The organism is Mycobacterium sp. NGS40 (assembly GCF_059812735.1).
On the sequence record NZ_JCALDG010000011.1, the window covers coordinates 164,274 to 190,220 of the forward strand.

Here is a 25,947-nt window from a genome sequence, read left to right on the forward strand (position 1 = left end):
TTCTGGCGTGCCGCGGGCGCCGATGACTAGCCAGGGGCAAATCCCGGCGGATGAACTTCTGGGGTGGTACGAGCGCTCGCGCCGCGATCTGCCCTGGCGGGAACCGGGTGTGGACGCGTGGCAGATCCTGGTCAGCGAGTTCATGCTGCAACAGACTCCGGTGGCCCGGGTGCTGCCGATCTGGACGGACTGGGTGCGCCGCTGGCCCACTCCGTCGGCGACCGCCGCGGCCAGCGCGGCCGACGTGCTGCGGGCCTGGGGCAAGCTGGGCTACCCGCGGCGGGCCAAGCGGCTGCACGAATGTGCGATCGTCATCGCGCGCGATCACGGCGACGTCGTCCCCGATGACGTCGAAACCCTGTTGGAACTACCGGGTATCGGCACCTACACGGCGCGAGCCGTGGCGTGCTTCGCCTACCGCAAGCGGGTGCCGGTGGTTGACACCAATGTGCGACGGGTGGTCGCCCGAGCCGTGCACGGCCTGGCCGACGCCGGTCCGGCGTCGACCACCCGCGATCTTGCCGACGTCGCGGCGCTGTTGCCGGATGACGCTACGGCCCCGCAGTTTTCGGTAGCACTGATGGAACTGGGTGCAACGGTGTGCATTGCGCGCACGCCGCGCTGCGGGTTGTGTCCGCTCGAGCACTGCGCGTGGCGGCAAGCCGGCTTTCCTCCCGCACAGGGGCCGGCCCGCCGCATCCAGACGTATGCCGGAACGGATCGTCAAGTTCGCGGCCGGTTGTTGGATATCTTGCGCGCCAACGACTCTCCGGTCACTCGAGCAGAGCTGGATGTGGCGTGGCTCACCGATACCGCCCAACGCGACCGGGCGTTGTATTCGCTGCTTGCCGACGGCCTGGTCACACAGACGCGCGACGGCCGGTTCGGATTAGCCGGCGAGGAATGACTCGACCGCGTGACGGTAGACATCGGGCGCTTCGTCGTGAATCAGATGGCCTGCTTCGGGAACCGCTAAATACGTCGCGGCCAAATGCTTTTCGCACATATCGCGCATCTGGCCGGGCGGCGTGACGGAGTTGCCGGCCTCGAGCAGCAACGCCGGCGCCCGGACCGCCAGCCAATGCTCCCAGTAGTCCCGGGTGCCCCATTCGGCGGCGATCTCGATCCATCTCGAGGTGTGACCGTGCAGCCGCCAACCGGTGTCGGTGCGGTCGAAGGCCTCCAGAAAATACCGGCCGGCAACCGGCCCGAATTCGTTGTAAACCTGTTCGGCGGTGCCGAATTCGACGGGGAGCGCATGCAGCCACGGCTCCCACGGACCCGTGGTGCGGCCGCGAAAGTCAGGCGCCATGTCCTCGAGCACCAGCGCCGAAACCAGTTCGGGGCGTTGGGCGGCCAGACACCAGGAGTGCAGTGCCCCCATCGAATGTCCCACCAGCCGCACCGGCGTCGCCAATGTGGTGATCGCGTCGCCGAGGTCGGCCACGAAGCGTTCGGTGCTGATCGGGTGCGGGTCCGCCACGTCGCGGCCGCGATGCCACGGCGCATCGTAGGTGTAGACGGTGCCCAACCGGGTCATCCATGGCAGCTGGCGCGACCAGGTGGTGCCGCGACCCATCAGGCCGTGCACCAGTATCAACGGCTCGCCTCGCCCGCCCTGGCAGGTCAACAGATCGGTGGGCATAGCACCATCTTGCGTGGCCCGCCCAGGAGCAGGACAGGGCAGGGGGCGGGGTAGCCTGGCGAACATGCCGCCAGTGGTGAAGATCAACGCAATTGAAGTGCCCGCCGACGCTGGCCCTGAGCTGGAAAAGCGCTTCGCCCACCGCGCCCACGCGGTGGACAACCAGCCCGGCTTCCTCGGCTTTCAGCTACTGCGCCCGGTAAAGGGCGAGAACCGCTACTTCGTCGTGACACACTGGGAGTCCGATGAAGCATTCCAGGCGTGGGCAAATGGGCCCGCCGTCGAAGCCCATGCTGGTCAGCGCGCCAACCCGGTGGCGACCGGTGCGTCGCTGCTGGAATTCGAGGTTGTCATGGACGTTGCGGGGAGCAAGACGACTGAATAGGCGACACCCCGCACACCGACGCGCGCTGGCCGTGACGGCGGCCGCCGCGCTGGTCGCCACCCTGGCTCCGGGTTGCTCGCCTTCGCCGTCACCGCAGGCGAACGCGGCCAATCCGGGACGGGCGATCGACACCCGGACACCCCCGGGACTACGGGCCCAGCAGACCGTCGACATGCTCAACTCCGACTGGCCGATCGGACCGATCGGAGTGCGCACGCTTGCCGCGCCCGACGAGGTGGACTCGGTCGAAAAGACCATGGAAGAACTCTGGTGGGATCGCCCGTTCACCTTGGATGGGGTAGACATCAGCGCCAGCGTTGCCACGCTGCACCTCACCTCGTCTTACGGAGCGCGGCAAGACATCCGGATCCACACCGACGACATCGGCCGGGTTGATCGATTCGAGCTCGACACGTTGTCCCCGACGATCACCTCATGGCATGACATCGATGCGACGCTGAGCAAGACAGGTGCGCGGTACTCCTACCAGGTCGCCAAGGTCGATGACGGCCACTGCGATCCCGTGATGGGAACCAATACCGTTGAATCTCTGCCGCTGGCATCGATTTTCAAGTTGTACGTGCTGCACGCCCTGGCCGGCGCGGTGCGCAACCACACGGTGTCCTGGGACGATCAGCTGACCGTTACCGACAAGAGCAAGGCGGTGGGCTCTTCGGGCCTGGGACTTGCTCCCAGCGACCATGTTTCGGTGCGCACCGCGGCCGAGAAGATGATCGCCAACAGCGACAACATGGCCACCGACCTGCTGATCGAACGATTAGGCAAGCACGCCATCGAATCCGCGCTCGCCACGGCAGGCCATCACGATCCGGCCAGCATGACGCCGTTCCCCACGATGTACGAGCTGTTCTCAATCGGTTGGGGCGAGCCGGATCTGCGCAGCCAGTGGCAGAACGCGACCCCGCAGGTCCGCGCCCAGCTGCTGGCACAGGCGAATTCTGCTCCCTACCAACCTGATCCGGCTCGCGCCCACACCCCGGCCTCGGCCTCGGGAGCGGAGTGGTACGGCAGCGCCGAGGACATCTGCCGGGTGCACGCCGCGCTGCAGGCCGACGCCGTCGGCGAGGCCGCACCCGTCAAGCAGATCCTGTCGGCCGTGTCGGGTATCCAGCTGGACCGAAATGTGTGGCCGTACATCGGCGCGAAAGCCGGTGGGCTGCCGGGCGATCTGACCTTCAGCTGGTACGCCGTCGACAAGACGCAGCAGCCGTGGGTGGTCAGTTTCCAGCTGAACTGGCCCCGCGACCACGGCCCGAAGGTGACCGGCTGGATGCTGGGAGTGGCCAAGAAGACTTTCGCTCTGGTCGCGCCGCAGTAGTCACTGCAGCCGCAACGTCCACCGGCTGTTTCGATAGTGCATCGTCGTACGGCTCAGCGGGGCAATGTCAAAGCGCCAGAACGACTTCGGTGATATCTCGAGAGCCGTCAGGATCGCCGCGCGGATGACCCCGGGATGGGTGACCGCAACGGTCCGCGACGGGCCTTCGGTCAACGACACCAGCCAGCAGGCGACCCGCTGGGTGAACTCGACGATGGACTCGCCACCGTGCGGCGCCTGAGCCGGATCGTTGCGCCACGCTTCCAGGTCGGCCGCGGGGACGGCTTCGAGGGTCTGTCCACGCCAACGCCCGCAATCGAGGTCGGCCAGCCGCGGCTCGGTCACCGCGTCCAGACCCAGCAGCTGCGCGGTCTGGCGCGCGCGCAGCTCGGGGCCGGCAATTTGCCGGGCGCCGCGAATGTCAAGGCCCGCAACGGCTTCGGCCTGTCGACGGCCGGCGTCGTTGAGCGGCTCGTCGGCTGCAAAGCGCACGGCCGCCATCGCATCGGTCATAGCGTGCGACACCATTACCAGCCGCACGACCTGCGTCAGACCGCGGCGCTCGATACCCGTCCGCTTTCTGCGCGCTCTGGAAGCAACCGCCCTGCCAGGGTCGCGAAGACCACGCCGATGCTCACCCAGAGCAACAGCTGCGTGCCCAGCGACAGCAACCTGAATTCGTAGAGGACATCAGCGGGAAAGCCGGGATAGACGATCGCGCCCGAGGCGTCGCGCAACGGTTCGGGCGTCTCGTCGACGGTGGGCAGCAGCACCATCACCACCGCGACGGCCACCAGGTATGCCCCGGCGGCGAGCAGCCGTCCGTTCCAGGCACCGAACCGGTCGGTCAACCGCCCGGCCAGCCATACCGCCGCGATCGCCAGCACCACCGACACCACCACCATCGCCAGGTACCAACCGGTGCGGGCCCCGATCGTGTCGGACTGGCCGACGGCCGGCGGATTCGGCGGATATTTCACGAACGGAACCAGGTACACCGCCACGAACGCGCCGGCCGACAGAAGCAGCGAAAGCTGGCGTGGCGCAGGGCTTCCCGCACGACCTGTCAGGCGGGCATACACGACGCAGAACACCACCGCGAGCAATGCGCCCATCGCGAGACCGAAGATCAGCACCCCGAAACCGAGGCCGGGGTTGGCCTGCACGCCACGGGTGAACAGCTCGGCGCCATGTTCGTGCACGCCGTGGGCGTTCTCGGCGTCGGTTCGACCGTCCTCGAATTCGATCGCGCGGGCAATGACGGGTTCGGCACACACGCGGGCGAAGATGAAGGCCAGCACGGCGCCGATTGCGCCCGCCAGCAGCCCGCGTCCGATCAGACGCTTCTCCACGCCGGGTCAGTGGCAGGGGAAGCCGAGGAGATGACGCGCATCGTGCACGAATTCGTGCACATGCGTGTCGCTGCCGAACAGCGACACCGCGCCCTGATCGACACCGACGAAGTAAAGAGCCAATAACGCCAGGAAAGCGGTTGCCGCCAACCAGAGCGCGGCATGGGCCGCCGACAAATCAATCGAACGGGTGCCGGTCGTCTCGGAACTGGACACTGTTGACTCCTTCTGGGAATGACGCGTCCCACGTTGGTGACGGGTTCCGGGTCTGACTTTCTACAGTGGCGCGACCGTTCTGGAATTCCACCAGATTCCATAGCCCGTCGTAAAAACAGTTAACAGCCGTCAGTCTAAACGGACGGCACGATGGAACAAACAATCACTGCTGCGCGGGGCCGCCACCGTAGCCGAGCTGGCTGGCCGTGTATTTGGCCCCGTCGGTGACCGGCACCGCCTCGACAGCCGTGCCGTAGGCGCAGATCTCGGTCCAGATGTCGCCCGATTTCGGTGGCGTCGAAGCGCATCGCGACGATGGCGTTGCCGCCGCGGTTGCGTGCCTCGGAAATCAGCCGGCCCTTGCTTGGTTTGGGGCCTCGTTGCGGCTTTCGGCCAGATTCTTGGTCATCCCTGCAGCTCCGCGCCGAACATGGCCTTGAAGCCCGCGCCCTGGGAGATCATTGGTGGTGACGATCAGCACAGGTAAGCCCCTGAGCCCTCAGCACAGCAAACGGGTGGTTAGTCCGGTCAGAGACTAACCACCCGTTTGCGGTAGTGCTACTGGTTCTCGGGAGCGGCGTGCGCTCCGGCTTTCTGCAGCTCCGGCTCGGCCGGCGGCTTGCGGGTTCCGGTGAACGTGAACTTCGCGTCCTCGCCGGTACCTTCGCCGTCCCAGTTGTCCACATCGACGGTGACCACCTGGCCGGGGCCCACCTCGTCGAAGAGAATCTTCTCCGACAGCTGGTCCTCGATCTCGCGCTGGATGGTGCGCCGCAGCGGGCGAGCACCCAGCACCGGGTCGAAGCCGCGCTTGGCGAGCAACGACTTGGCCTTGTCGGTCAGCTCCAGAGCCATGTCCTTGGCCTTGAGCTGGGTTGCGACCCGGCCGATCATCAGGTCGACCATCTGGATGATCTCGTCGCGAGTCAGCTGGTGGAAGACGATGATGTCGTCGATGCGGTTGAGGAACTCCGGGCGGAAGTGCTTCTTCAGCTCGTCGTTGACCTTCTGCTTCATCCGCTCGTAGTCGTTCTCGCCGCCGCCCTGGGTGAAGCCCAGGCCGACGGGCTTGGAGATGTCCGACGTACCGAGGTTGGACGTGAAGATCAGCACGGTGTTCTTGAAGTCGACCGTGCGCCCCTGCCCGTCGGTCAGCCGGCCATCCTCGAGGACCTGCAACAGGCTGTTGTAGATCTCCTGGTGTGCCTTCTCGATCTCGTCGAACAGCACCACGGAGAACGGCTTGCGGCGCACCTTCTCGGTGAGCTGACCGCCCTCTTCGTAGCCGACGTATCCCGGCGGGGCACCGAACAACCGCGACGCGGTGAACCGGTCGTGGAACTCGCCCATGTCGATCTGGATGAGCGCGTCGTCGTCGCCGAACAGGAAGTTGGCCAGCGCCTTGGACAGCTCGGTCTTACCGACACCGGACGGGCCGGCGAAGATGAACGAACCGGACGGGCGCTTGGGGTCCTTCAACCCGGCGCGGGTGCGGCGGATCGCCTTGGAGACGGCCTTGACCGCATCCACCTGGCCGATGATCCGCTTGTGCAGCTCTTCCTCCATGCGCAGCAGGCGCGTGGTCTCGGCTTCGGTGAGCTTGAACACCGGGATGCCAGTCCAGTTACCCAGCACCTCGGCGATCTGCTCGTCGTCGACCTCGGCAACCACATCGAGATCACCTGAACGCCACTGCTTTTCGCGCTCGGTCCGCTGGGCGACCAGTTGCTTCTCCCGGTCGCGCAGGCTGGCGGCCTTCTCGAAGTCCTGGGCGTCGATCGCCGATTCCTTCTCCCGGCGCGCCTCGGCGATCTTCTCGTCGAACTCGCGCAGGTCTGGCGGCGCGGTCATCCGGCGGATGCGCATCCGGGCGCCCGCCTCGTCGATCAGGTCGATCGCCTTGTCCGGCAGGAACCGGTCGTTGATGTAGCGGTCGGCCAGTGTGGCGGCCGCGACCATCGCGGAATCGGTGATCGAAACCCGGTGGTGCGCCTCGTAGCGGTCGCGCAGCCCCTTCAGGATCTCGATGGTGTGCTCCACCGTCGGCTCGCCCACCTGCACGGGCTGGAAGCGGCGTTCCAGGGCGGCGTCCTTCTCGATGTACTTGCGGTACTCGTCGAGCGTGGTGGCGCCGATGGTCTGCAGCTCGCCGCGGGCCAGCTTCGGCTTGAGGATCGACGCCGCGTCGATCGCGCCCTCGGCGGCACCGGCACCCACCAGGGTGTGCAGCTCGTCGATGAACAGGATGATGTCGCCGCGGGTGTTGATCTCCTTGAGCACCTTCTTCAGGCGTTCCTCGAAGTCACCGCGGTAGCGGCTGCCGGCGACCAGCGACCCCAGGTCGAGGGTGTAGAGCTGCTTGTCCTTCAGCGTCTCGGGCACCTCGCCGTGCACGATGGCCTGCGCCAGGCCCTCGACGACGGCAGTCTTGCCGACGCCGGGCTCGCCGATTAGCACCGGGTTGTTCTTGGTGCGCCGGCTCAGCACCTGCATCACCCGCTCGATTTCCTTCTCGCGGCCGATGACGGGGTCCAGCTTGCCTTCCATCGCGGCAGCCGTCAGGTTGCGCCCGAACTGGTCGAGCACCAACGAGGTCGACGGGCTGCCGGACTCGCCACCGCGACCACCGGTCCCGGCCTCGGCGGCCTCCTTGCCCTGGTAGCCACTGAGCAGCTGAATCACCTGCTGGCGCACCCGGGTCAGCTCGGCACCCAGCTTGACCAGCACCTGCGCGGCCACGCCCTCGCCCTCACGGATCAGGCCCAGCAGGATGTGCTCGGTGCCGATGTAGTTGTGGCCCAGCTGCAGCGCCTCGCGCAGGCTGAGCTCGAGAACCTTCTTGGCACGCGGGGTGAACGGGATGTGCCCGGACGGAGCCTGCTGGCCCTGGCCGATGATCTCCTCGACCTGGCTGCGGACGCCCTCGAGCGAGATCCCAAGCGACTCCAGCGACTTCGCGGCGACGCCTTCACCTTCGTGAATCAGACCCAGCAGGATGTGCTCGGTGCCGATGTAGTTGTGGTTGAGCATCCGGGCCTCTTCTTGGGCCAGGACGACCACCCTGCGGGCACGGTCGGTAAATCTTTCGAACATCGGTGGTTACCTGCTCTCCCTCACCATCGGTACTTCATCGTTCTCGGCACAGGGGCCGCCACGCGTACCTGGTGTCCACTGTAATGGTCGGCCCGTCCGGGTTCTAACCTTGCGGTGCCTTGCCGTTCGGGCCTGGTCCGCTCCGTGGCGGGGAATCCCTGTCACGACGGAGCCATAGCTGGAGAAACGAGACTAACCATAAAATCGTTTCCCCCGAGCGCCGATGATCGTTTCGCCGCCAGCGAAAACAGAACCGGCGCCCAGGCCTTGCGACCGGGCGCCGGTTAACGCTTTGTTAGGTGGCCGCGTGGAATGCGTCGATCACGTCCGCCGGGATACGCCCGCGCGTCGACACGTTGTGTCCATTTCGGCGGGCCCATTCGCGGATCGCGGCGCTCTGCTCGCGGTCGATGGCCCCGCGCCCCCGCCCCGTTCCGGAACGCCCCCGACGACGACCCCCGACGCGGCGGCCGGCTGCCACCCACTGCTTCAGATCACCGCGGAGTTTCGCCGCATTCTTCGTTGAAAGATCAATCTCATAGGTCACCCCGTCAAGCCCGAATTCGACGGTTTCGTCGGCGGCACCCGCACCGTCGAAATCGTCAACCAAGGTGACGGTGACTTTTTTCGCCATTAGTTTACCCTCGCGTTCTTCCTGAGCAGTTGCTGGGCAGTTTGGACCCACTCCCCGGTCACTAATCTGCCATATGAACGCAGCATACTCAATCTGAGCGCAACGCAGCGTTGGGCTTTCAGCTGGAGTGCGGTCGAACAATCGGGAACAAAACTGTCTCTCTAATTGACAGGCCGGTCAAAGTCATCAACAACCGGTCGATACCCATTCCCGTTCCGGTGGTTGGCGGCATCCCATACTCGAGCGCCGCGAGAAAGTCTTCATCAAGCACCATGGCCTCGTCGTCACCGGCCGCGGCGGCGCGCGCCTGTTCGGCGAATCGTTCGCGCTGCACGACCGGATCATTTAATTCGGAGTACCCGGTGGCCAGTTCCACTCCGCGCACATACAGATCCCACTTCTCGGTCACACCCGAGATGCTGCGGTGCTGTCGAGTCAAAGGTGTTGTCTCGACAGGGAAATCCTTGACGAACGTCGGCGCGGTCAGCGTATTACCCACCGCGTGCTCCCATAATTCTTCGACGAGCTTGCCGTGTCCGTAGCCGCGATCCTCGGGTATCTCGACTCCCAGCCGGTCCGCGATGGTCCACAGCCGCTCGACCGTGGTCTGCGGTGTGATCTCTTCACCGAGTGCCGCTGACAGCGACGGATACATTTGTATCGACGCCCATTCTCCGTCTATGTCGTAGACACTGCCATCTGGCAACGAGAGTTGTCGGGTACCGATCGCCTCGTCGGCCACCTCTTGAATAAGCTCTCGCGTGACGAGTGCCGAATCGTCATAGGTTCCGTACGTCTGGTACGTCTCCAACATCGAGAATTCCGGAGAATGCGTCGAATCAGAACCTTCGTTTCTGAAGACGCGATTTAGCTCGAAGACCTTGTCGAATCCACCGACGATGCATCGCTTGAGGAACAGTTCCGGTGCGATCCTCAGGTAGAGATCGATGTCAAGCGCATTGGAATGTGTGATGAACGGCCGAGCAGCGGCGCCACCCGCCAACGTCTGCAAGATTGGTGTTTCGACTTCGAGAAACCCACGCCGTTCCAGCGCGTTGCGTATGGCGCGGACAACGGCGATTCGCTGCCTTGCCACCTCGCGCGCTTGGGGGCGCACGATCAGGTCGACATAACGCTGCCGCACCCGCGATTCCTCGCTCATATCCTTGTGCGCGACGGGCAGCGGCCGCAGCGACTTGGCTGCGATCCGCCAGGAATCGGCAAGCACGGACAATTCGCCGCGTCGTGAGCTGATCACGTTGCCGTGCACATAGACGATGTCGCCGAGGTCGACATCGGCTTTCCACGCGTCCAGCGAATCCTGGCCGACCTTGTCCAGGCTGATCATTACCTGCAGCGTGGCGCCGTCACCGTCTTGCAGCGTCGCAAAACACAATTTGCCGGAATTGCGGGCGAAGATGACCCGTCCCGCCACACCGACGATGTCGTCGGTCGCGGTGTCGACCGCCAGGTCGGGGTATGCGGCGCGGACCTGTGCCAGCGTGTGGGTGCGTTCGATGGCCACCGGGTAGGGGTCATGCCCCTCGGCCAACAGACGAGCGCGCTTATCCCGGCGAATCCGGAACTGCTCGGGGAGGTCTTGATCGGCGGCACTCACGACGTGCCAGCTTAAATGACATCGCGGCGGGCCCGCCGCAGGTGTCGGGAGTGCGCTGGTGGCTTCGAGTGTGCTGCCAGGGCGCCGTACGCGCACACTCGCGGCTAGAGAAAAGTCAGCGTGCGGTTTTCAGCCGGCCGCGCTGGGCGTCGCGGTTGCGCTCGAAGACCAGTCGCAGCCCGTGCAGCGTCAGATGCCGGTCGTATTGGGCGACGGTCTGCAGCTCGGACAGCAGCAGCGGCGCGGTGTGGCCGGTCGCCACGATCACCACGTCGTCGCCGGAAAAGCCGTCGACGTCTTCGCGAATGCGCCCCACCAGGCCGTCGACCAGTCCGGCGAAACCGAACACCGCGCCGGCCTGCATGCACTCGACGGTGTTCTTGCCGACCACCGATCGGGGCCGGGACAGCTCGACCCGGCGCAGCGCGGCAGAGCGGGCCGCGGCGGCATCCGAGGAGACCTGTATTCCGGGCGCGATGGCGCCGCCGAGGAACTCGCCCTTGGCCGACACCACGTCCACACAGATCGACGATCCGAAGTCGACGACGATGCAGGGTTTACCGAATTTCTGAAAGGCCGCCAGGCAATTGACGATCCGGTCGGCGCCCACTTCTTTCGGATTGTCGACCAGCAGCGGGATCCCGGTCCGCACGCCGGGCTCGATCAGCACGTGCGGCACCGACGGCCAGTACTGGTCGAGCATGACCCGCACCTCGTGCAGCACCGACGGCACGGTGGACAGCGCCGCGGCCCCGGTCAACTGCTCGGAGTCGTCGCCGATCAGGCCGTCGATGGTCAGGGCTAGTTCGTCCGCGGTGACCTCGGACTCGGTGCGGATCCGCCACTGCTGCACGACTTTTGCGTGCTCCTTGGCGCCGGACAGCAGCCCGACGACGGTGTGCGTGTTGCGGACGTCGATCGCCAGCAGCACGGCTATCGCGCGCCCATCCGGGGATTGAGTAGTTCAGCCGCATTATCGGGCACGAATGCCGGGTCGCTGCCCAGGTCGATCTGCTTGTTATCGGCGTCGACGAAGACGATGCGCGGCTGGTAGGCACGCGCCTGCGCATCCTCCATCGTGCCGTAGGCGATCAGGATCACCAGGTCGCCGGGGTGCACGAGATGTGCTGCCGCACCGTTGATTCCAATGATGCCGGTGCCACGCTCGCCGGTGATCGCGTAGGTGACGAGGCGGGCGCCGTTGTCGATGTCCACGATGGTCACCTGTTCACCCTCGAGCAGGTCGGCCGCGTCCATCAGGTCGGCGTCGATCGTCACCGAGCCGACGTAGTGCAGATCAGCCTGCGTGACAGTGGCGCGGTGGATCTTCGATTTCAGCATCGTGCGAAACATCAATTCCTCCAAGGTGATTCAACATGCCCGTCCGGCCCCCCAGGGGTGCCGGCGAGATTACCGATTTGGATTGCAACGTTGTCCAGCAGTCTCGTGGTGCCCAGCCGGGCGGCGACCAGCAGCCGGCCGGCACCCCCGAGAGGATCCGGCCCCAGCTCGGTGCCGCGCAACACCAGGTAGTCGAGCGCGACGGAGGGCGCGGCGTCGAGCACCGCGCGGGCCGCGTCCAGCGCGGCCTGGACACCATGTGCCGCCGCGTGCGCCCCGGCTGTCAGCGCCGCCGAGAGGACCACGGCCAGTTCACGCTGCTCGCTGTCGAGGTAGCGATTGCGCGACGACATCGCCAGCCCGTCGGGTTCCCGGACGATCGGCACACCGACGATTTGCACGTCGACGTTCAGATCGGCAACCATCTGCCGGATCAGCACCAGTTGCTGGTAATCCTTCTCGCCGAAGAAAGCGCGGTCCGGGCGCACGATCTGCAGCAGCTTGCACACCACCGTCAGCATTCCTGCGAAATGCGTTGGTCGCGAAGCACCTTCGAGTTCGCCGGCCAACGGCCCGGGCTGCACCGTGGTGCGCATGCCGTCCGGATACATCGCCGCGGCGGTGGGGGCGAACACGATCTCGACGCCTTCACCGCGTAGTAGCTCCAGGTCGGCGTCGAGCGTGCGCGGGTAGGCGTCGAGGTCTTCCCCGGCACCGAACTGCAACGGATTCACGAAGATCGAAACCACCACCACCGAACCGGGCACCCGCTTGGCGGCGCGCACCAGGGCCAGATGCCCGTCGTGCAGTGCGCCCATCGTCGGCACCAGCATCACCCGGCGGCCGGTGTGGCGCAGCGCGCGGCTGACGTCCGATACCTCGCGTGGTGCCGAGTAGACGTTGAGTTTGCCGGGTGTGAAGGCCGGTGGCCGGACCGTCATCGCGTTCATCGCGCCAGCACCTCGAGGACGGCCTCGGGAGCGTGGGCGCGCTGCGCGGTGCGCAGTGCGTTGACCCGGTAGGCCTGGGCCAGTTCCGGATCCACCAGCGTGAGCGCGCGCAGATGGTCGGCGACCGCGGCGGCGTCACCGCGGGCGACCGGACCGGTGAGCGCGGCCTGCCCGCGCTGCAGCGTGTTCTCCAGCGCCGCCCGGGCCAGTGGGCCGACGATGCGTTCGGCGAGGCCCCCGGGCTGCTCGTCGATGGTTTGTTGCCCGAGCAGCTCGCTGCCCCGCAGCGCGGCCCGCAACGCGTCGAGCGCGTCGGCGAGCACGGCGACGATGTGGTTGCCCGCGTGAGCCAGGGCGGCGTGGTACAGGACGCGCGCCTGCTCGGGGACGCAGAACGGCTCGCCGCCCATCTCCAGCACCAGCGACTGGCCGATCGCCTGGCCGACCTCGTCGGTCGCGGTGATGCCGAAGCAGGTGTCGGGCAGCCGGCTGATGTCCTCGTCGGAGCCGGTGAACGTCATCGCCGGGTGAATCGCCAGCGGTATGCAGCCGTGCTGCGTCAGCGGCGCCAGAATCCCGACGCCGTTGGCTCCCGACGTGTGCACGACGATCGTGCCGGGCCGCACCGCGGAGGTGGCGGCCAGTCCGGACACCAGGCCGGCGAGTTCGCTGTCGGGAACCGCCAACAGCAGCAGTTCGGCCGCCGCTGCCACGTCGGGCGGGGAGGCCACCGTGGTGTCCGGCAATCGGTGGGCCGCCCGCTGGCGCGACGCGTGGGAGATCGCACTGCACGCCACCACGACGTGCTCAGCGCGCTCCAGCGCCACACCCAGGGCGGTACCCACCCGGCCAGCCGAAATGATCCCCACCTTGAGCCTGGCCGGGCGTAAACCGTCGAACTGCTCCATCGCAGACGACCTCACAATGTTGATTCGTTCGTTCCAGTCCCAGCTACCGGGTACCGGACGGTCATCAAGACTCTAGTCGATTCAGGACACGGCCCCAATGTGAGGAATGTCCCAGCTCAGCCTTCCCGACGCCGGCGCCGGCCACCGCCGGAGGGCTGCACCTGTAGCCGAGCCAGCAGGTCGGCAACCGACTGACCGCCGGTTTGCGGCCCTTCACCACCGCCTTCCGGGGCCTCGTCCGCGCCCAGGTGGCGGGGGGCCGGCTCCAGGTGTGGCGCGGGAGCCAGTCGCGGCGGCGGTGGCGCGCCGTCGTTCTGGCCCTGCCGGGGGTGCGGCGGCGGGGGCGGTGCGGTCGCGGCGGCCGGGGGCGGCGGTGCGGCGGGCTCGTTTGTCGAGATGAAGTTCCGGACGCTGTAGTCGCGGTACTCCGCGGAGTGCCGCGAGCGGGCCCTACGACCGGATTCGCCACCCGGCGCCGGGGGTTCGTTCGACAACGGCGAACCGTCGGCCCGCTCGTCGGGGTCGGCATACCGGCGCCGGCGCCGGCCCGGCGGCGTGGCAGCGTCGGGTGCATCGGAGCCGGACCAGTTGGCGCCGACAGCGCCCGGGGGCAGCCAGAGCCCGTCGGCGTTGACCGGCTGCCAGTCCGGCACCAACCCGGGCGGCGGCTCGGGCGGCGGTACCGGCTGCCACTGCTGGGGCTCGAATCGCTGCTGCTCGGCCGAAGCCGCGGCGGGCATCGGCGGAGGCGCGAACGGGACCTCCTGCGGCGGCACATACCGCGGGGCCTCGGGATACTGGACCTGCTGCGGCGGCGGGTAGGACGCCTCTTGCTGGCCCTCGTAGGGGAACCGGGCCCGCTCCCGCGAGCGGGGCGGGAGCAGCGGTTCTTCGGGCACGTCGATGATCGCGGATTCGTCGGTGCGGGGTTCGGCCGAGCTGACCGAGTCGCCCTCCCGGACCGAGGTGACGCGATCGCTGGTCACCCAATCGACACCCGTACCTTCGCCATTGCGGTCCCAGTCGCTGTAGGCGCGGGCCGGCGGCGTGTCGGTTTCCAGGGTCTCCAGCGCGGGCCGCTGCTCGAGATCGGTGTCGAACAGGATTTCCAGGCTGGTCCGCAGCGCGGCCACTTCGGCACGCAGCGCGGCCAGATCGTCGGCGGCCTGGGCGCGTATCTCGGAGGCCAGCTCGCGCCGCAGCTGGGACTCGACGGTCAGCTCGTACTCCCGGCGGGCCGAGATCTCCCGATCCAGCTGCAGGTCATAGACCAGCTTCAGGTCGCGCACCCGCGACTGGTCGGCGTCGCTTTGCCGGCGGTACAGCACCGACACGAAGGCACCGGCGACGGCGGCCCACAGCGCCAGGATCACAGCGAGCTTGAGAAGTTCCACGCGATTGGTGAAAACCAGTGCGGAACTGGCGCCTATCGCGAGGACCAGCAACGTCGTCAAGAGCACCCACCCCGGCCTGCGGCCGCCGCGCCGTACCCGGGCGCCGCGGGACAGAACGGTCATGGCCTGACTGTACCTGTGCGACGTCATTGAGCGTGTCGCGCTACTCCGGCGATTCTCACCTGGGTTAATTCGTTGATTCATCGCCGTTAACGGCCCCGTGGTTCTGGGCCGGCCCCGGTGGTGGTCCGCAACCTCGGGCGCCCTAGCTTTCGGCCCCCTCGGCGTGGTCGGCCGGATCCGGTGGCGGGGACTTGCAGCAATGCTGCAGCCATAGCGCGGCGACCAACAGCGCCAGCGCGCTGACGGCCGCCACCACCGTTCCGGCGGTGTCCTCCGCGGCGACCCGCAACCACGATCGCCGCGGCAAGAAGAACACCAGGATCCCGATCCACCAACCCAGCACCAGGGCACCCACCCAGGCAGACGCCTTGGCGACCATCACGCTGCGGGCCACCGAAAGCGGGTGCAGCCAGCCGGGCCCGTCACCGATTTCCCTGTCGTTGACCTTGGCCCGCACGTAGCGCGCCCATAGCGCTTCGGCGATGGCGACGACCAGCAGTGACAGACCGGTCCACACGGTGATCGGCGGAAACCACCGAAACAGCACCTTGATCAGCAGATATCCCAGAAAAGCAGCGCCGACCACCGCGGCCGTCAGGTCACGTTTTCTGGTCGGGCCCATCAGCTCTTCGATTCTGGATCGGACGAGTGCTGGAGCGTGTGCCCCGACAACCGGACCGCCTGCTGATCGGCGGGGTCGAGTTCGGCCAGCAGCTCGGCGACGGGACGGAGCCCGCCGGCGACGGTGAGCACGGCATCCGGGTCGACGGCCAACCAGGGGACCAGCACGAAGGCCCGCAGATGGGCCAGCGGATGCGGCAGCGTCAGGTTGTTTTCGCGACTGAGCACTTCGCCGTCGGCCGTGTGACAGGCGATCAGGTCCACGTCCAGGGTGCGCGGACCCCAGCGCTCACCGCGGATCCGGCCCGCGGCCTGTTCGAACTCCTGGGCCCGGCGCAGCCAGCCCTGCCCGTCGAGGGCCGGGTCGTCGGCGATGAGCACCGCGTTGAGGAACGGGCCCTGCTCCGCCCGCCCCCACGGGGCGGTTTCGTACACCGGCGAGACAGCCAGCAGCGCGTCGCCGAGGCCGTCGACAACCGACTGCAGCCGTGCCAGCCGATCCCCGAGGTTGGAGCCGATGGACAGTACGACCGAGGTCATGAGCGCCGCCCCTTCTCATCGCTGCGCTCTGCATCGTCGCCGGCGCGCGTCATCACACACCGCCCGCCGGAACCACCGAACCACGCCCGCCGCGGCGCGATCGCCGAATTACCACCGCCACGTCGGCGAACTGCAGCTCGATCGGGGCATGCGGCTTGTGCACGGTGACCTCGACGGCGTGCACGCGTTCGTCGTCCATTACGAAGTCGGCGATCTCGGCGCCCACCGTCTCGATCAGGTTGCGCGACGGGCCCCCGACGATCGCGGCGGCCCGCTCGGCCAGGGCGACGTAGTCGTAGGTGTCGGCCAAGTCGTCGCTGGCGGCGGCGGCGGCCAGGTCGATCCACGCCACGATGTCGACGACGAACTCCTGCCCGCTTACCCGCTCGAATTCGTAAACTCCGTGCCGGCCATGAACTGTCAAGCCGCGCAACTCGATTCGGTCAGCCATCGCTCTGCGTCCGCTCCGTCCGGGTCCACGCGTCCACGACCTTGAGGGCGTCGACCGAGGCCCGTACGTCGTGCACTCGCACACCCCAGGCCCCGTGGAGGGCGGCCAGCGCGGAAATCACCGCGGTCGCCGTTTCGCGCCCGTCGGGCGGTCGCGGCACCCCATCCGATCCGGCCAACAGCGTACCGAGGAAGCGTTTGCGCGAGGCACCCAGGAGTACCGGCACCCCGGTGGCGACCAACTCGGGCAAAGCCCGCAGCAAGGCCCAATTGTGTTGTCCCGTCTTGGCGAATCCGAGCCCCGGGTCGATGACCAGCTTGGCCGGGTCGACGCCGGCGGCCACCGCGTCCTCGACGCCGGCCAGCAATTCCGAACGCACCTCGGCCACCACGTCGCGATACCGCGGGGCCTCGTGCGGACGGTCCGACGAGACCGATCGCCAGTGCATCAACACCCACCGCACCCCGGCTTCGGCCACCAGCGGTGCCATCGCGGGATCGGCGCGTCCACCGGAGACGTCGTTGACGATCCGCGCACCGTTCTCCAACGCCGCGCGCGCAACATCGGCGTGCATAGTGTCGATGCTAACTGTAATGCCTTGTGCTGCAAGCTCTTTGACGACCGGAACGACGCGGGAGCTCTCGATGCGGGGATCGATCCGGGTGGCACCGGGCCGGGTCGACTCCCCACCGACGTCGACGATGCCCGCGCCTTCGGCCGCCAACGCCAGGCCGTGGGCGACGGCGTTGTCAACGCAGAGGTAGCGCCCGCCGTCGGAGAAGGAGTCGTCAGTGACGTTCACAACCCCGACTACCTGCACAGGCGGCGAACTCACTTACGCAGGATGAGGTCGAGCGCTTCGGCCCGTGAGGCGGCATCTGTCTTGAATTGCCCGCGCACCGCCGAAGTGGTGGTGATGGCGCCGGGCTTGCGCACACCTCGCATTGCCATACACAGATGCTCGGCCTCCACCACGACGATCACCCCGCGCGGGTCGAGCCGATTCACCAGAGCGTCGGCGATCTGGCTGGTGAGCCGCTCTTGCACCTGCGGCCGCTTTGCGTAAAGGTCAACCAGCCGCGCGATTTTCGACAACCCGGTCACCCTGCCGTCCTGGCCGGGGATGTAGCCGACGTGGGCCACCCCGTGGAACGAGACCAGGTGATGCTCGCACGTGGAGTACAGCGGGATTTCCTTCACGATCACCAACTCGTCGTGATCTTCGTCGAACATGGTGTTCAGCACATCGGAGGGGTCGGTGTACAGACCGGAGAAGATCTCCCGGTATGCGCGCGCCACGCGGGCCGGAGTGTCCCGCAGCCCATCTCGATCGGGATCTTCGCCGATCGCGTACAGCAGCTCGCGGACTGCCGCCTCCGCACGTGCCTGGTCGAACGCCCGGACGCGATCCAACGCGGCGCGGGTATCCGGCAGCACCATCGAAATCTCCGTTCGTCAGCCTCGGGCCGGCGGATGAGGCCGGCTCACGTCCTCATCCGGTTGGTCAGGCGATCTTGCCGGATCCGGACTGGGCTGCGCCGGCGGGGGGTAGGGGGGATAGGGCGGGTAGGACGGCTGACCCTGGCCCTGGCCACGACTCGGCTGGCCCGGATAACTCGGGGCCGGCTGGGGCCAATACGGCTGCGGCGGAGGCGGATACCAGTGGCCTTGGGGTTGTTGCTGCTGCGGTGGCGGTGGCCATCCGGGCGCATGCCAGCCGGCCGGCGCGCCGTAGTCCGGCTGGGTGGGCCGGCGCTCGCGATCGCCCGTGCCTTGACCACCGTGAGAACCATTGGGGCCGTGAGCTTTTCGGTCGGCCTCGGCGCGTGCGGCTTCGGCCGCCTGACTGGCCGCGGCGATCGCCGCTTTGAAAGCCGGCTCGGGAACGGGTTGCGGCCACGGTTCCCCGCGCTCGATCGCCAGCTCGCCGGGCGTCTTGATGGGCGGCTTGTCCGACGGGATGCGGCCGCCGAAATCGTCGAACATCGTGAGCCGGGGCCGCTTTTCGACGCCGGAGAAGATCTGTTCCAGCTCGGGCCGGTGCAGGGTTTCCTTCTCCAGCAGCTCGCCGGCGAGCGTGTCGAGGACGTCGCGGTATTCGGTGAGGATTTCCCAGGCCTCGGTGTGCGCGGCCTCGATGAGCTTGCGGATCTCGTCGTCGATGTCGCGCGCGACCTCGTGCGAATAATCCGCTTGGTTGCCCATCGTCCGGCCCAGGAACGGGTCGCCGTGCTCGGAACCGTATTTGACGGCACCGAGTTTGGAGCTCATACCGAATTCGGTGACCATCGCGCGCGCGGTTTTGGTCGCCTGCTCGATGTCGGACACCGCGCCCGTGGTGGGTTCACGGAAGACCAGTTCCTCGGCGGCGCGCCCACCCATCGCGAACACCAGCTGCGCGACCATCTCCGAGCGGGTGCGCAAGCCTTTGTCCTCTTCGGGCACCGCGACGGCGTGGCCGCCGGTGCGCCCGCGCGCCAGAATCGTCACCTTGTAGACCGGGTCGATGTCGGGCATCGCCCAGGCGGCCAAGGTGTGCCCACCCTCGTGGTAGGCGGTGATCTTCTTCTCGTGCTCGCTGATGATCCGGCCCTTGCGGCGCGGTCCGCCGATCACGCGGTCGACGGCCTCCTCGAGGGCGGGCCCGGTGATGACGGTGCCGTTCTCCCGCGCGGTCAGCAGCGCGGCCTCGTTGATGACGTTGGCCAGGTCGGCGCCGGTCATGCCGACGGTCCGCTTGGCCAGCCCGTCGAGGTCGGCGTCCGGAGCGATCGGCTTGCCCTTCGAGTGCACGGCAAGTACCGCGCGCCGGCCCGCCAGGTCGGGGTTGGACACCGGGATCTGCCGGTCGAAGCGGCCAGGGCGCAACAGCGCCGGGTCGAGGATGTCGGGCCGGTTGGTCGCCGCGATCAGGATCACCCCGGCGCGATCGCCGAAGCCGTCCATCTCGACCAGCAACTGGTTCAGCGTCTGCTCACGCTCGTCGTGGCCACCGCCGAGCCCGGCGCCGCGCTGGCGGCCCACCGCGTCGATCTCGTCGACGAAGATGATGCACGGGCTGTTCTGCTTGGCCTGTTCGAACAGGTCGCGCACCCGGGAGGCGCCCACGCCGACGAACATCTCGACGAAATCGGAACCCGAGATCGTGAAGAACGGCACGCCGGCCTCACCGGCCACGGCGCGGGCCAGCAACGTCTTACCGGTTCCCGGCGGCCCGTAGAGCAGCACGCCCTTGGGGATCTTGGCGCCCAGCGCCTGATACCGCGACGGGTTCTGCAGGAAGTCCTTGATCTCGTATAGCTCCTCGACCGCCTCGTCGACACCGGCTACGTCGGCGAACGTGGTCTTGGGCATGTCCTTGGAGAGCTGTTTGGCGCGCGACTTGCCGAAGCCGAAGCCCATCCGGGCGCCGCCCTGCATGCGCGAGAACATCACGAACAGCCCGACCAGCAGCAGCAGCGGCAGCACGTAAACCAGCAGCTCACCCAGGATGCTGCCTTCGTTGACGACGGTGCTGACCTTGGCGTTCTTCGCGTTCAGCGCGTTGAGCAGGTCGACGGCGTAGCCGTTGGGGTACTTGGTGATGACCTTGTCGGAGTTGTCGGTGTCGTTGTTGCCCTTCTTCAGGGTCAACCGCAGTTGCTGCTCACGGTCGTCGATCTGCCCGCTCTTGACGTTGTCCCCACTGATCTGGGACATCGCCACCGAGGTGTCGACGGGCTTGTATCCGCGGGTGTCATCGCTGAAATAGAAGAACGACCAGCCGAGCAGCACTACTACAGCGATCGCCGTGACTATGCGAATCACGTTTTTCCGGTTCATCAATCATCGGCCGTTTCGGCCAGGTCCTTCCCCGATACACGCAGCTGGAAAAGTTCAGGCTACCGCTATACCAACGCGCGGCGGTTCCCGATAGGGAGCAGAGCACCGCAAATTGAGTTCGGGGACGCCTCGCATTGGGAGAAGCCCCCCTGGCATGACACCGCTCGTGCGCCCGGTCCAGCGACTAGTCGTAATAGCGGGCCTCGATCACATTGCCGTCGGGATCGGAGAAGTAGTAGATGTGCGGCGCCCATCCCCGGGCTCCGTAGCTGCGCTCGAGGCGGGCGCTGGTGTCCACTCCGGCGGCCTGCAGCCGCCGATCCAGTGCCTCGTATTCCGGCAGCGACATCGACAGGCAGACGTGGTTGACCGGATGGCCGGCGCTGCCGGCGACCTTGGTCAGGACGTCGGTGGCGCCGATGCCGGCCACCGGCATCAGGTCGATGATCGAGTCCTCGCACACCCGCACGCTCGGAAACGGTGCTTCGCCGGCAGCGAACTCGTCGAACCGCACCGGCGTCAGCCCTATCACGTTCGTATAGAAGTCCATCGATGCCTGAACATTGTTCGTCCACAACACGATGTGGTCCAGCCGTCTCACGCCTATCAGGCAACCAGAACCGGCCGCGAAATGAACGGGCATTTTCAACCCCGCTGAATACTTCTCAGGCCAGAGGGGTTGTGATTTGGTGTGTTGGTGCCCACATCAACCGAACGGTTAGTAGAGACCAACGGGGTGCAGCTGCGAGTCGTCGAAGCCGGCGACCGCGGTGCGCCGGTGGTGGTCTTGGCTCACGGCTTCCCTGAATTGGCGTACTCCTGGCGACACCAGATTCCGGTGCTCGCCGAAGCCGGCTATCACGTGCTGGCACCCGACCAGCGCGGGTATGGCGGGTCTTCGCGCCCCGATGCGATCGAGGCCTACAACATCCGCGAGCTGACGACCGACATCGTCGGCCTGCTCGACGACGTCGGTGCCGAGCGGGCCGTCTGGATCGGCCACGACTGGGGCGCCCCCGTGGTGTGGCATGCGCCGCTGCTGCACCCCGACCGGGTCGCGGCCGTCGCCGCGCTGAGCGTGCCGGCCACGCCGCGGTCGCAGGTGGCGCCGACGCAGGCCTGGCGCAAGACATTCGGCGAGAACTTCTTCTACATCCTGTATTTCCAGGAGCCAGGCGTCGCCGACGCCGAACTCAACAGCGATCCCGCCCGCGCGATTCGCCGGTTGATGGGCGGTCTGCGGACCGACGGTGACAAGGCCGCGGGAATGCGGATGGTGGCACCGGGCCCGGAGGGCTTCATCGACCGCCTTCCCGAGCCCGATGAGCTGCCCGATTGGATCAGCCAGGACGAACTCGATCACTACATCGCCGAGTTTTCCCGCACTGGATTCACCGGCGGCCTGAACTGGTACCGCAACTTCGACCGCAACTGGGAGCTCACCGCCGACCTCGCCGACGCGAAGATCTCGGTGCCGTGCCTGTTCATCGGCGGCACAGCCGATCCCGTGCTCGCTTTCACCCGCGCCGACCGCGCGGCCGAGCTCGTCTCCGGGCCCTACCGACAGCTGATGATCGAGGGCGCCGGCCACTGGCTGCAACAGGAGCGGCCCGACGAGGTCAACACCGCATTGCTGGAATTTCTCGACGGATTGGAGCTGCGGTGAACGCACCCCTTCGTTTCGGCGTCTTCATCACGCCGTTTCACCCGACCGGCCAATCACCCACGGTCGCACTGGAATACGACATGGAACGTGTTGTTACCCTGGACCGCTTGGGCTTCGACGAGGCCTGGTTCGGCGAACACCACTCGGGCGGCTACGAGTTGATCGCCTGCCCAGAGGTGTTCATCGCGGCCGCCGCGGAGCGGACCAAGCACATCCGGCTGGGCACCGGTGTGGTCTCGCTGCCCTACCACCATCCACTGATGGTGGCCGACCGCTGGGTGCTGCTGGATCACCTGACCCGAGGCCGGGTGATGTTCGGCACCGGCCCCGGGGCACTGCCGTCGGATGCCCACATGATGGGCATCGATCCGGTCGATCAGCGGCACATGATGCAGGAGTCGCTCGAGGCGATCCTGGCACTGTTCCGTGCGGGGCCTACCGAGCGCATCGACCGTCACACCGACTGGTTCACGTTGCGCGACGCACAGCTGCACATTCGCCCGTACACCTGGCCCTATCCCGAAATCTCGACAGCGGCAATGATTTCGCCGTCCGGTCCGCGCCTGGCCGGCGCGCTCGGCACATCACTGTTGTCGCTCTCGATGTCGGTGCCCGGCGGTTTCGCCGCGCTGGAGACCACCTGGGACGTGGTGCGCGAGCAGGCCGCCAAAGTCGGGCGGGACGAACCGAATCGGACCGATTGGCGGGTGCTGTCCATCATGCACATCGCCGACACCCGCGAACAGGCGATCAACGACTGTACTTATGGGCTGCAGGATTTCGCGAACTACTTCGGCGCCGCGGGATTCGTCCCGCTGGCCAACACCGTGGAAGGTTCGCAAACTCCTTACGAGTTCGTCGAAGACTATGCGGCCAAAGGGAATTGCTGTATCGGCACACCCGATGACGCAATCGCACACATCGAGGACCTGCTGGATCGATCGGGCGGCTTCGGGACGCTGCTGATGCTCGGTCATGACTGGGCCTCGCCCGAGGCGACCTACCACTGCTATGACCTGATGGCCCGCAAGGTTATTCCGCACTTCAAGGGGCAACTGGCGGCATCGCGGGCCTCGCACGACTGGGCCAAAGACCATCGCGACCAATTGATCGGCCGTGCCGGTGAGGCCGTCGTGAAAGCCATCACCGAGCACGTCGGCGAGCACGAAGGCGCGGCGAACTGATGCGCGCCTCGGTGCTGCGCGACGGCCGGATGATCTATCGAGACGACGTCGCAGACCCGGTACCCGAAACCGGTCAGGTGCTGGTGGCGGTCAAGGCCTGCGGAATCTGCGGCTCCGACCTGCATTTCGCCAAACACGGCGAGAAGGTGCTGGAAATGACCGAGCGGGTGGCGGGCGCCACCGGCGGCATGAACGTCGACCTCAAGCACGACATCTTCATGGGCCACGAATTCAGCGCCGAGGTGCTCGAGGCCGGACCCGACACCGACACGTATCCGCTTGGCTCGATCGTCACGTCGATTCCGGTGTTGTTGTCCGCCAAGGGCGTAGAACCCATCGTCTACAGCAATCACACCATCGGCGCTTACGCCGAGCGGATGCTGCTCTCGGCACCGCTGTTGCTGCCCGTGCCCAACGGCCTGGACCCCCAACACGCCGCCCTGACCGAGCCGATAGCGGTGGGACTGCACGCCGTCAACAAGTCGAACATCGAGCCGGGCGAGACCGCGCTGGTGCTGGGCTGCGGCCCGATCGGCATCGCGATCATCGCATCCTTGCGGGCGCGCGGCGTGGAAAATATTGTGGCATCTGACTTTTCGGTGAAGCGGCGGGAACTTGCTGCCGCGATGGGCGCACATCAGACCCTGGATGCCGCCGACGGTTCGCCATTCGACACGGTCAAGGCAGCGGTGGTGTTCGAGGCGATCGGCGTGCCCGGGATCATCGACGACGTCGTGTTGCGCTCGCGCCCGGGCACCCGTCTGGTCGTGGCCGGGGTGTGCATGGAGGCCGACACTTTTCATCCTTTCTTCGCTATCGCCAAAGAGATCAACGTGCAATTCTGTTTGGCCTATGGCCCCGAGGAGTTCGCCGAGTCGCTGCGCTCGCTGGCCGAGGGCGAGATCGATGTCAGCCCATTGATCACCGGCGAGGTGGGCCTGGACGGGGTCGGCGCCGCCTTCGACGACCTCGCCGACCCCGAGCGGCACTGCAAGATTCTCGTCACGCCTTAGGCGGCCGGGTGACGCGCCGACCCGGCTGACTCGTCGGACGCCGCGGCTATAATCGAACCTATGTTCGATACGATGATCGATCCGGTCGCTTTGATCGAGGTCGTCGAATCCACACACCGACAGGAGTCGATGTTGGTGGCCCGCCGGCTGGCCGCCGTCGCGGCCTTGCTGCGGCATCGGGTGGCCGCCACCGAACAAAGCGAGCCGCGCCCGGGTTACGCCGTGATCGACGGGTTCGAGCACACCGCGGCCGAGGTGGCGGCCGCCATGAATCTGTCGCCCATGGCGGCCAGTTACTTGGTGTCGGATGCCGACGCCCTGCACACCAGACTGCCCCAGATCGCAGCTCTTCTGGCCGAAGGGCAAACCGATTGGCGCACTGTGCAATTGATCATCAGACGCACCGATCTGGTCACCGACGCTGAGCTGGCCGCCCGACTTGACCAGTCGCTGGCCACCCGTATCCGCAACTGGCACAGCTGGTCGAGGCAGCGCATCGTCAACGCGGTCGACGCCACGGTGCGCGGCATCGACCCGGATGCCGCCCGTGAGCGACGCGAGAGCGCCGACGGCGAGCGACACATCGGCATCAATGCCCTCGACAATGGGATGGCCGAGGTCTACGGCACGGTCGCAGCCGCAGCTGCGGCCACCTTTGATCGCCGACTCTCCGAACTTGCCAAGCAAGTGTGCCCGGGGGACCCTCGGACATTCGATCAACGCCGTGCTGATGCGCTCGCCGCGCTGGCCCAGGGCCACCGGCTCCGGTGCGCTTGCGGGCAATCGGGTTGCCCCGTCAGTGCACCCGCAGAAGCCTCCGCATGCGATCAAGGCAGCGCACGGGTGGTGATCAACGTTGTGGCCAGCGAGCAAACCGTCCTGGCCAAGGGCACGCAGCCCGGCTACCTGGAGGGGTACGGAGTCATCGACGCGGAGCAGGTTCGTGAGTTGGCGACGTTCGCCTCACTGCTCGTCGCCGATCCGGTGACCAGCGCGCAAGAAGTGCTGCGTTATCAACCATCGGCAGCGCTCGAACGGGCGATCCGCTGCCGGGATCTGACCTGCCGCTTTCCCGGATGTGGTCGACCCGCTGGTGTTTGCGACATCGACCACACCATTGCGTTCAATCACGAGAATCCCGCGGCCGGCGGACTGACCACACCGGCTAACCTGAAATGCCTTTGTCGCCAACATCATCGACTCAAGACTTTCGGTGCATGGCGCGACACTCAACTGGCCGACGGGACTGTCATCTGGACATCGCCTACCGGTCGCACATATAAAACCAGCCCGGCCGGCGATGACCTTCTTCCACAACCGCGCCAGGCCGCGTGTGCCGCACCGGCGCCCCGCGGGCGGAGCGCGTCCAAGCGGCGAAAGTCACGAATCACCCAGGCGCGCAGCCACAATCGAAAGCAACGTCAAGAAAACGATGCACGGCGAGAACTTGCGCAAGCCAGAAAGCAGGAGATCGCAGCTCGACAGTTCCGAAATCATGCGCGCAACATGCTGTTTGCCTTCAAGGGCGCGGCGAGCACCAGCCCCTTCTGCACATGGATCAATGATCCGCGTGAGCCAGAGGAATTACCCGCGAACTGGACTCCAGACATCCCGGCCCCGCCGCCTCTGCCCGACGACCCACCCTTCTAGCA

Annotated in this window: 26 protein-coding genes and 1 pseudogene; 7 read left to right on the forward strand and 20 right to left on the reverse strand. The window is 66.7% G+C overall.

Annotated elements, in window-relative coordinates; all coding sequences use genetic code 11:
* Positions 1 to 22: 22 nt before the first annotated feature.
* Positions 23 to 907, forward strand: a complete 885-nt coding sequence (locus tag AC5Y5O_RS18395; protein WP_096291402.1) for an HhH-GPD family protein — start codon at positions 23 to 25, stop codon at positions 905 to 907.
* On the opposite strand, the gene AC5Y5O_RS18400 is transcribed toward AC5Y5O_RS18395, so the two are convergent.
* Positions 890 to 1,645, reverse strand: coding sequence for an alpha/beta fold hydrolase (locus AC5Y5O_RS18400; RefSeq protein WP_096290336.1), 756 nt, complete (start codon positions 1,643 to 1,645; stop codon positions 890 to 892). The two genes, AC5Y5O_RS18395 and AC5Y5O_RS18400, sit on opposite strands and share 18 nt — an antisense overlap.
* Positions 1,646 to 1,709: 64 nt before the next feature.
* Here AC5Y5O_RS18400 and mhuD point away from each other — a divergent pair, with 64 nt between their 5' ends.
* Positions 1,710 to 2,030, forward strand: coding sequence for a mycobilin-forming heme oxygenase MhuD (gene mhuD / locus AC5Y5O_RS18405; RefSeq protein WP_096290337.1), 321 nt, complete (start codon positions 1,710 to 1,712; stop codon positions 2,028 to 2,030).
* Positions 1,993 to 3,369 (forward strand): serine hydrolase, encoded by a 1,377-nt coding sequence (locus tag AC5Y5O_RS18410; RefSeq protein ID WP_500026456.1) that lies wholly within the window; start codon positions 1,993 to 1,995, stop codon positions 3,367 to 3,369. The genes mhuD and AC5Y5O_RS18410 overlap by 38 nt, the downstream gene beginning before the upstream one ends.
* Here AC5Y5O_RS18410 and AC5Y5O_RS18415 read toward each other — a convergent pair whose 3' ends face one another.
* From AC5Y5O_RS18415 to AC5Y5O_RS18505, 19 genes and pseudogenes are all read right to left on the reverse strand, one after another.
* Complete coding sequence (locus AC5Y5O_RS18415) at positions 3,370 to 3,921, reverse strand: histidine phosphatase family protein (RefSeq protein ID WP_500026621.1); 552 nt, start codon at positions 3,919 to 3,921, stop codon at positions 3,370 to 3,372.
* On the reverse strand, positions 3,918 to 4,721 hold the full coding sequence (locus tag AC5Y5O_RS18420) for a CbtA family protein (RefSeq protein ID WP_500026460.1): 804 nt from the start codon (positions 4,719 to 4,721) through the stop codon (positions 3,918 to 3,920). Before AC5Y5O_RS18420 ends, AC5Y5O_RS18415 begins: the two co-directional genes overlap by 4 nt.
* Positions 4,722 to 4,727: 6 nt before the next feature.
* The gene (locus tag AC5Y5O_RS18425) at positions 4,728 to 4,937 is read right to left on the reverse strand and encodes a CbtB domain-containing protein (protein WP_096290340.1); all 210 of its coding nucleotides are present in this window, start codon (positions 4,935 to 4,937) and stop codon (positions 4,728 to 4,730) included.
* A 163-nt stretch (positions 4,938 to 5,100) separates the two neighbouring features.
* A pseudogene (locus AC5Y5O_RS18430) lies at positions 5,101 to 5,387 on the reverse strand (YbjQ family protein); the annotation flags it as partial.
* A gap of 108 nt (positions 5,388 to 5,495) precedes the next feature.
* Entirely contained in the window at positions 5,496 to 8,030 is a 2,535-nt protein-coding gene (gene clpC1, locus AC5Y5O_RS18435) for an ATP-dependent protease ATP-binding subunit ClpC (RefSeq protein WP_096290341.1), read from the reverse strand.
* Positions 8,031 to 8,325: 295 nt separating this feature from the next.
* Positions 8,326 to 8,664 carry a histone-like nucleoid-structuring protein Lsr2 gene (lsr2, locus tag AC5Y5O_RS18440; RefSeq protein ID WP_085223269.1) on the reverse strand — a complete coding sequence of 113 codons (339 nt, stop codon included), beginning with the start codon at positions 8,662 to 8,664 and terminating at the stop codon, positions 8,326 to 8,328.
* Positions 8,665 to 8,782: 118 nt separating this feature from the next.
* Positions 8,783 to 10,282 (reverse strand): lysine--tRNA ligase, encoded by a 1,500-nt coding sequence (gene lysS / locus AC5Y5O_RS18445; protein ID WP_096290343.1) that lies wholly within the window; start codon positions 10,280 to 10,282, stop codon positions 8,783 to 8,785.
* Between the two features lie 115 nt (positions 10,283 to 10,397).
* Positions 10,398 to 11,213: a type III pantothenate kinase gene (locus tag AC5Y5O_RS18450; protein WP_096290344.1), complete on the reverse strand. Its 816-nt coding sequence runs from the start codon at positions 11,211 to 11,213 to the stop codon at positions 10,398 to 10,400.
* 2 nt (positions 11,214 to 11,215) lie between these two features.
* Positions 11,216 to 11,635: an aspartate 1-decarboxylase gene (gene panD / locus AC5Y5O_RS18455; RefSeq protein WP_096290345.1), complete on the reverse strand. Its 420-nt coding sequence runs from the start codon at positions 11,633 to 11,635 to the stop codon at positions 11,216 to 11,218.
* Positions 11,635 to 12,564, reverse strand: coding sequence for a pantoate--beta-alanine ligase (panC, locus tag AC5Y5O_RS18460; protein WP_096291404.1), 930 nt, complete (start codon positions 12,562 to 12,564; stop codon positions 11,635 to 11,637). Before panC ends, panD begins: the two co-directional genes overlap by 1 nt.
* A gap of 5 nt (positions 12,565 to 12,569) precedes the next feature.
* Complete coding sequence (locus AC5Y5O_RS18465) at positions 12,570 to 13,481, reverse strand: Rossmann-like and DUF2520 domain-containing protein (protein WP_096290346.1); 912 nt, start codon at positions 13,479 to 13,481, stop codon at positions 12,570 to 12,572.
* Between the two features lie 116 nt (positions 13,482 to 13,597).
* Positions 13,598 to 14,998, reverse strand: coding sequence for a DUF6779 domain-containing protein (locus AC5Y5O_RS18470; RefSeq protein WP_500026487.1), 1,401 nt, complete (start codon positions 14,996 to 14,998; stop codon positions 13,598 to 13,600).
* A 142-nt stretch (positions 14,999 to 15,140) separates the two neighbouring features.
* Entirely contained in the window at positions 15,141 to 15,620 is a 480-nt protein-coding gene (locus AC5Y5O_RS18475; RefSeq protein WP_500026492.1) for a DUF3180 domain-containing protein, read from the reverse strand.
* On the reverse strand, positions 15,620 to 16,159 hold the full coding sequence (gene folK, locus AC5Y5O_RS18480; RefSeq protein WP_096290348.1) for a 2-amino-4-hydroxy-6-hydroxymethyldihydropteridine diphosphokinase: 540 nt from the start codon (positions 16,157 to 16,159) through the stop codon (positions 15,620 to 15,622). Before folK ends, AC5Y5O_RS18475 begins: the two co-directional genes overlap by 1 nt.
* Positions 16,160 to 16,211: 52 nt before the next feature.
* Positions 16,212 to 16,610, reverse strand: coding sequence for a dihydroneopterin aldolase (gene folB, locus AC5Y5O_RS18485; RefSeq protein ID WP_096290349.1), 399 nt, complete (start codon positions 16,608 to 16,610; stop codon positions 16,212 to 16,214).
* Positions 16,603 to 17,445 (reverse strand): dihydropteroate synthase, encoded by an 843-nt coding sequence (gene folP, locus AC5Y5O_RS18490; RefSeq protein WP_096290350.1) that lies wholly within the window; start codon positions 17,443 to 17,445, stop codon positions 16,603 to 16,605. The genes folB and folP overlap by 8 nt, the downstream gene beginning before the upstream one ends.
* Entirely contained in the window at positions 17,442 to 18,050 is a 609-nt protein-coding gene (folE, locus tag AC5Y5O_RS18495; protein ID WP_096290351.1) for a GTP cyclohydrolase I FolE, read from the reverse strand. Before folE ends, folP begins: the two co-directional genes overlap by 4 nt.
* 15 nt (positions 18,051 to 18,065) lie before the next feature.
* Positions 18,066 to 20,432: an ATP-dependent zinc metalloprotease FtsH gene (gene ftsH / locus AC5Y5O_RS18500; protein WP_500026504.1), complete on the reverse strand. Its 2,367-nt coding sequence runs from the start codon at positions 20,430 to 20,432 to the stop codon at positions 18,066 to 18,068.
* A gap of 184 nt (positions 20,433 to 20,616) precedes the next feature.
* On the reverse strand, positions 20,617 to 21,033 hold the full coding sequence (locus tag AC5Y5O_RS18505) for a VOC family protein (protein WP_279304559.1): 417 nt from the start codon (positions 21,031 to 21,033) through the stop codon (positions 20,617 to 20,619).
* Between the two features lie 96 nt (positions 21,034 to 21,129).
* On the opposite strand from AC5Y5O_RS18505, the gene AC5Y5O_RS18510 reads away from it, so the two are divergent.
* The 4 genes from AC5Y5O_RS18510 to AC5Y5O_RS18525 are packed head-to-tail and all read left to right on the forward strand — an operon-like array spanning position 21,130 to position 25,945.
* Positions 21,130 to 22,098 (forward strand): alpha/beta fold hydrolase, encoded by a 969-nt coding sequence (locus AC5Y5O_RS18510; RefSeq protein WP_500026506.1) that lies wholly within the window; start codon positions 21,130 to 21,132, stop codon positions 22,096 to 22,098.
* Positions 22,095 to 23,282 (forward strand): LLM class flavin-dependent oxidoreductase, encoded by a 1,188-nt coding sequence (locus AC5Y5O_RS18515; protein WP_500026508.1) that lies wholly within the window; start codon positions 22,095 to 22,097, stop codon positions 23,280 to 23,282. Before AC5Y5O_RS18510 ends, AC5Y5O_RS18515 begins: the two co-directional genes overlap by 4 nt.
* Positions 23,282 to 24,295 carry a zinc-binding dehydrogenase gene (locus AC5Y5O_RS18520; protein WP_500026510.1) on the forward strand — a complete coding sequence of 338 codons (1,014 nt, stop codon included), beginning with the start codon at positions 23,282 to 23,284 and terminating at the stop codon, positions 24,293 to 24,295. Before AC5Y5O_RS18515 ends, AC5Y5O_RS18520 begins: the two co-directional genes overlap by 1 nt.
* Before the next feature lie 60 nt (positions 24,296 to 24,355).
* On the forward strand, positions 24,356 to 25,945 hold the full coding sequence (locus AC5Y5O_RS18525; RefSeq protein WP_500026512.1) for an HNH endonuclease signature motif containing protein: 1,590 nt from the start codon (positions 24,356 to 24,358) through the stop codon (positions 25,943 to 25,945).
* Positions 25,946 to 25,947: the final 2 nt, after the last annotated feature.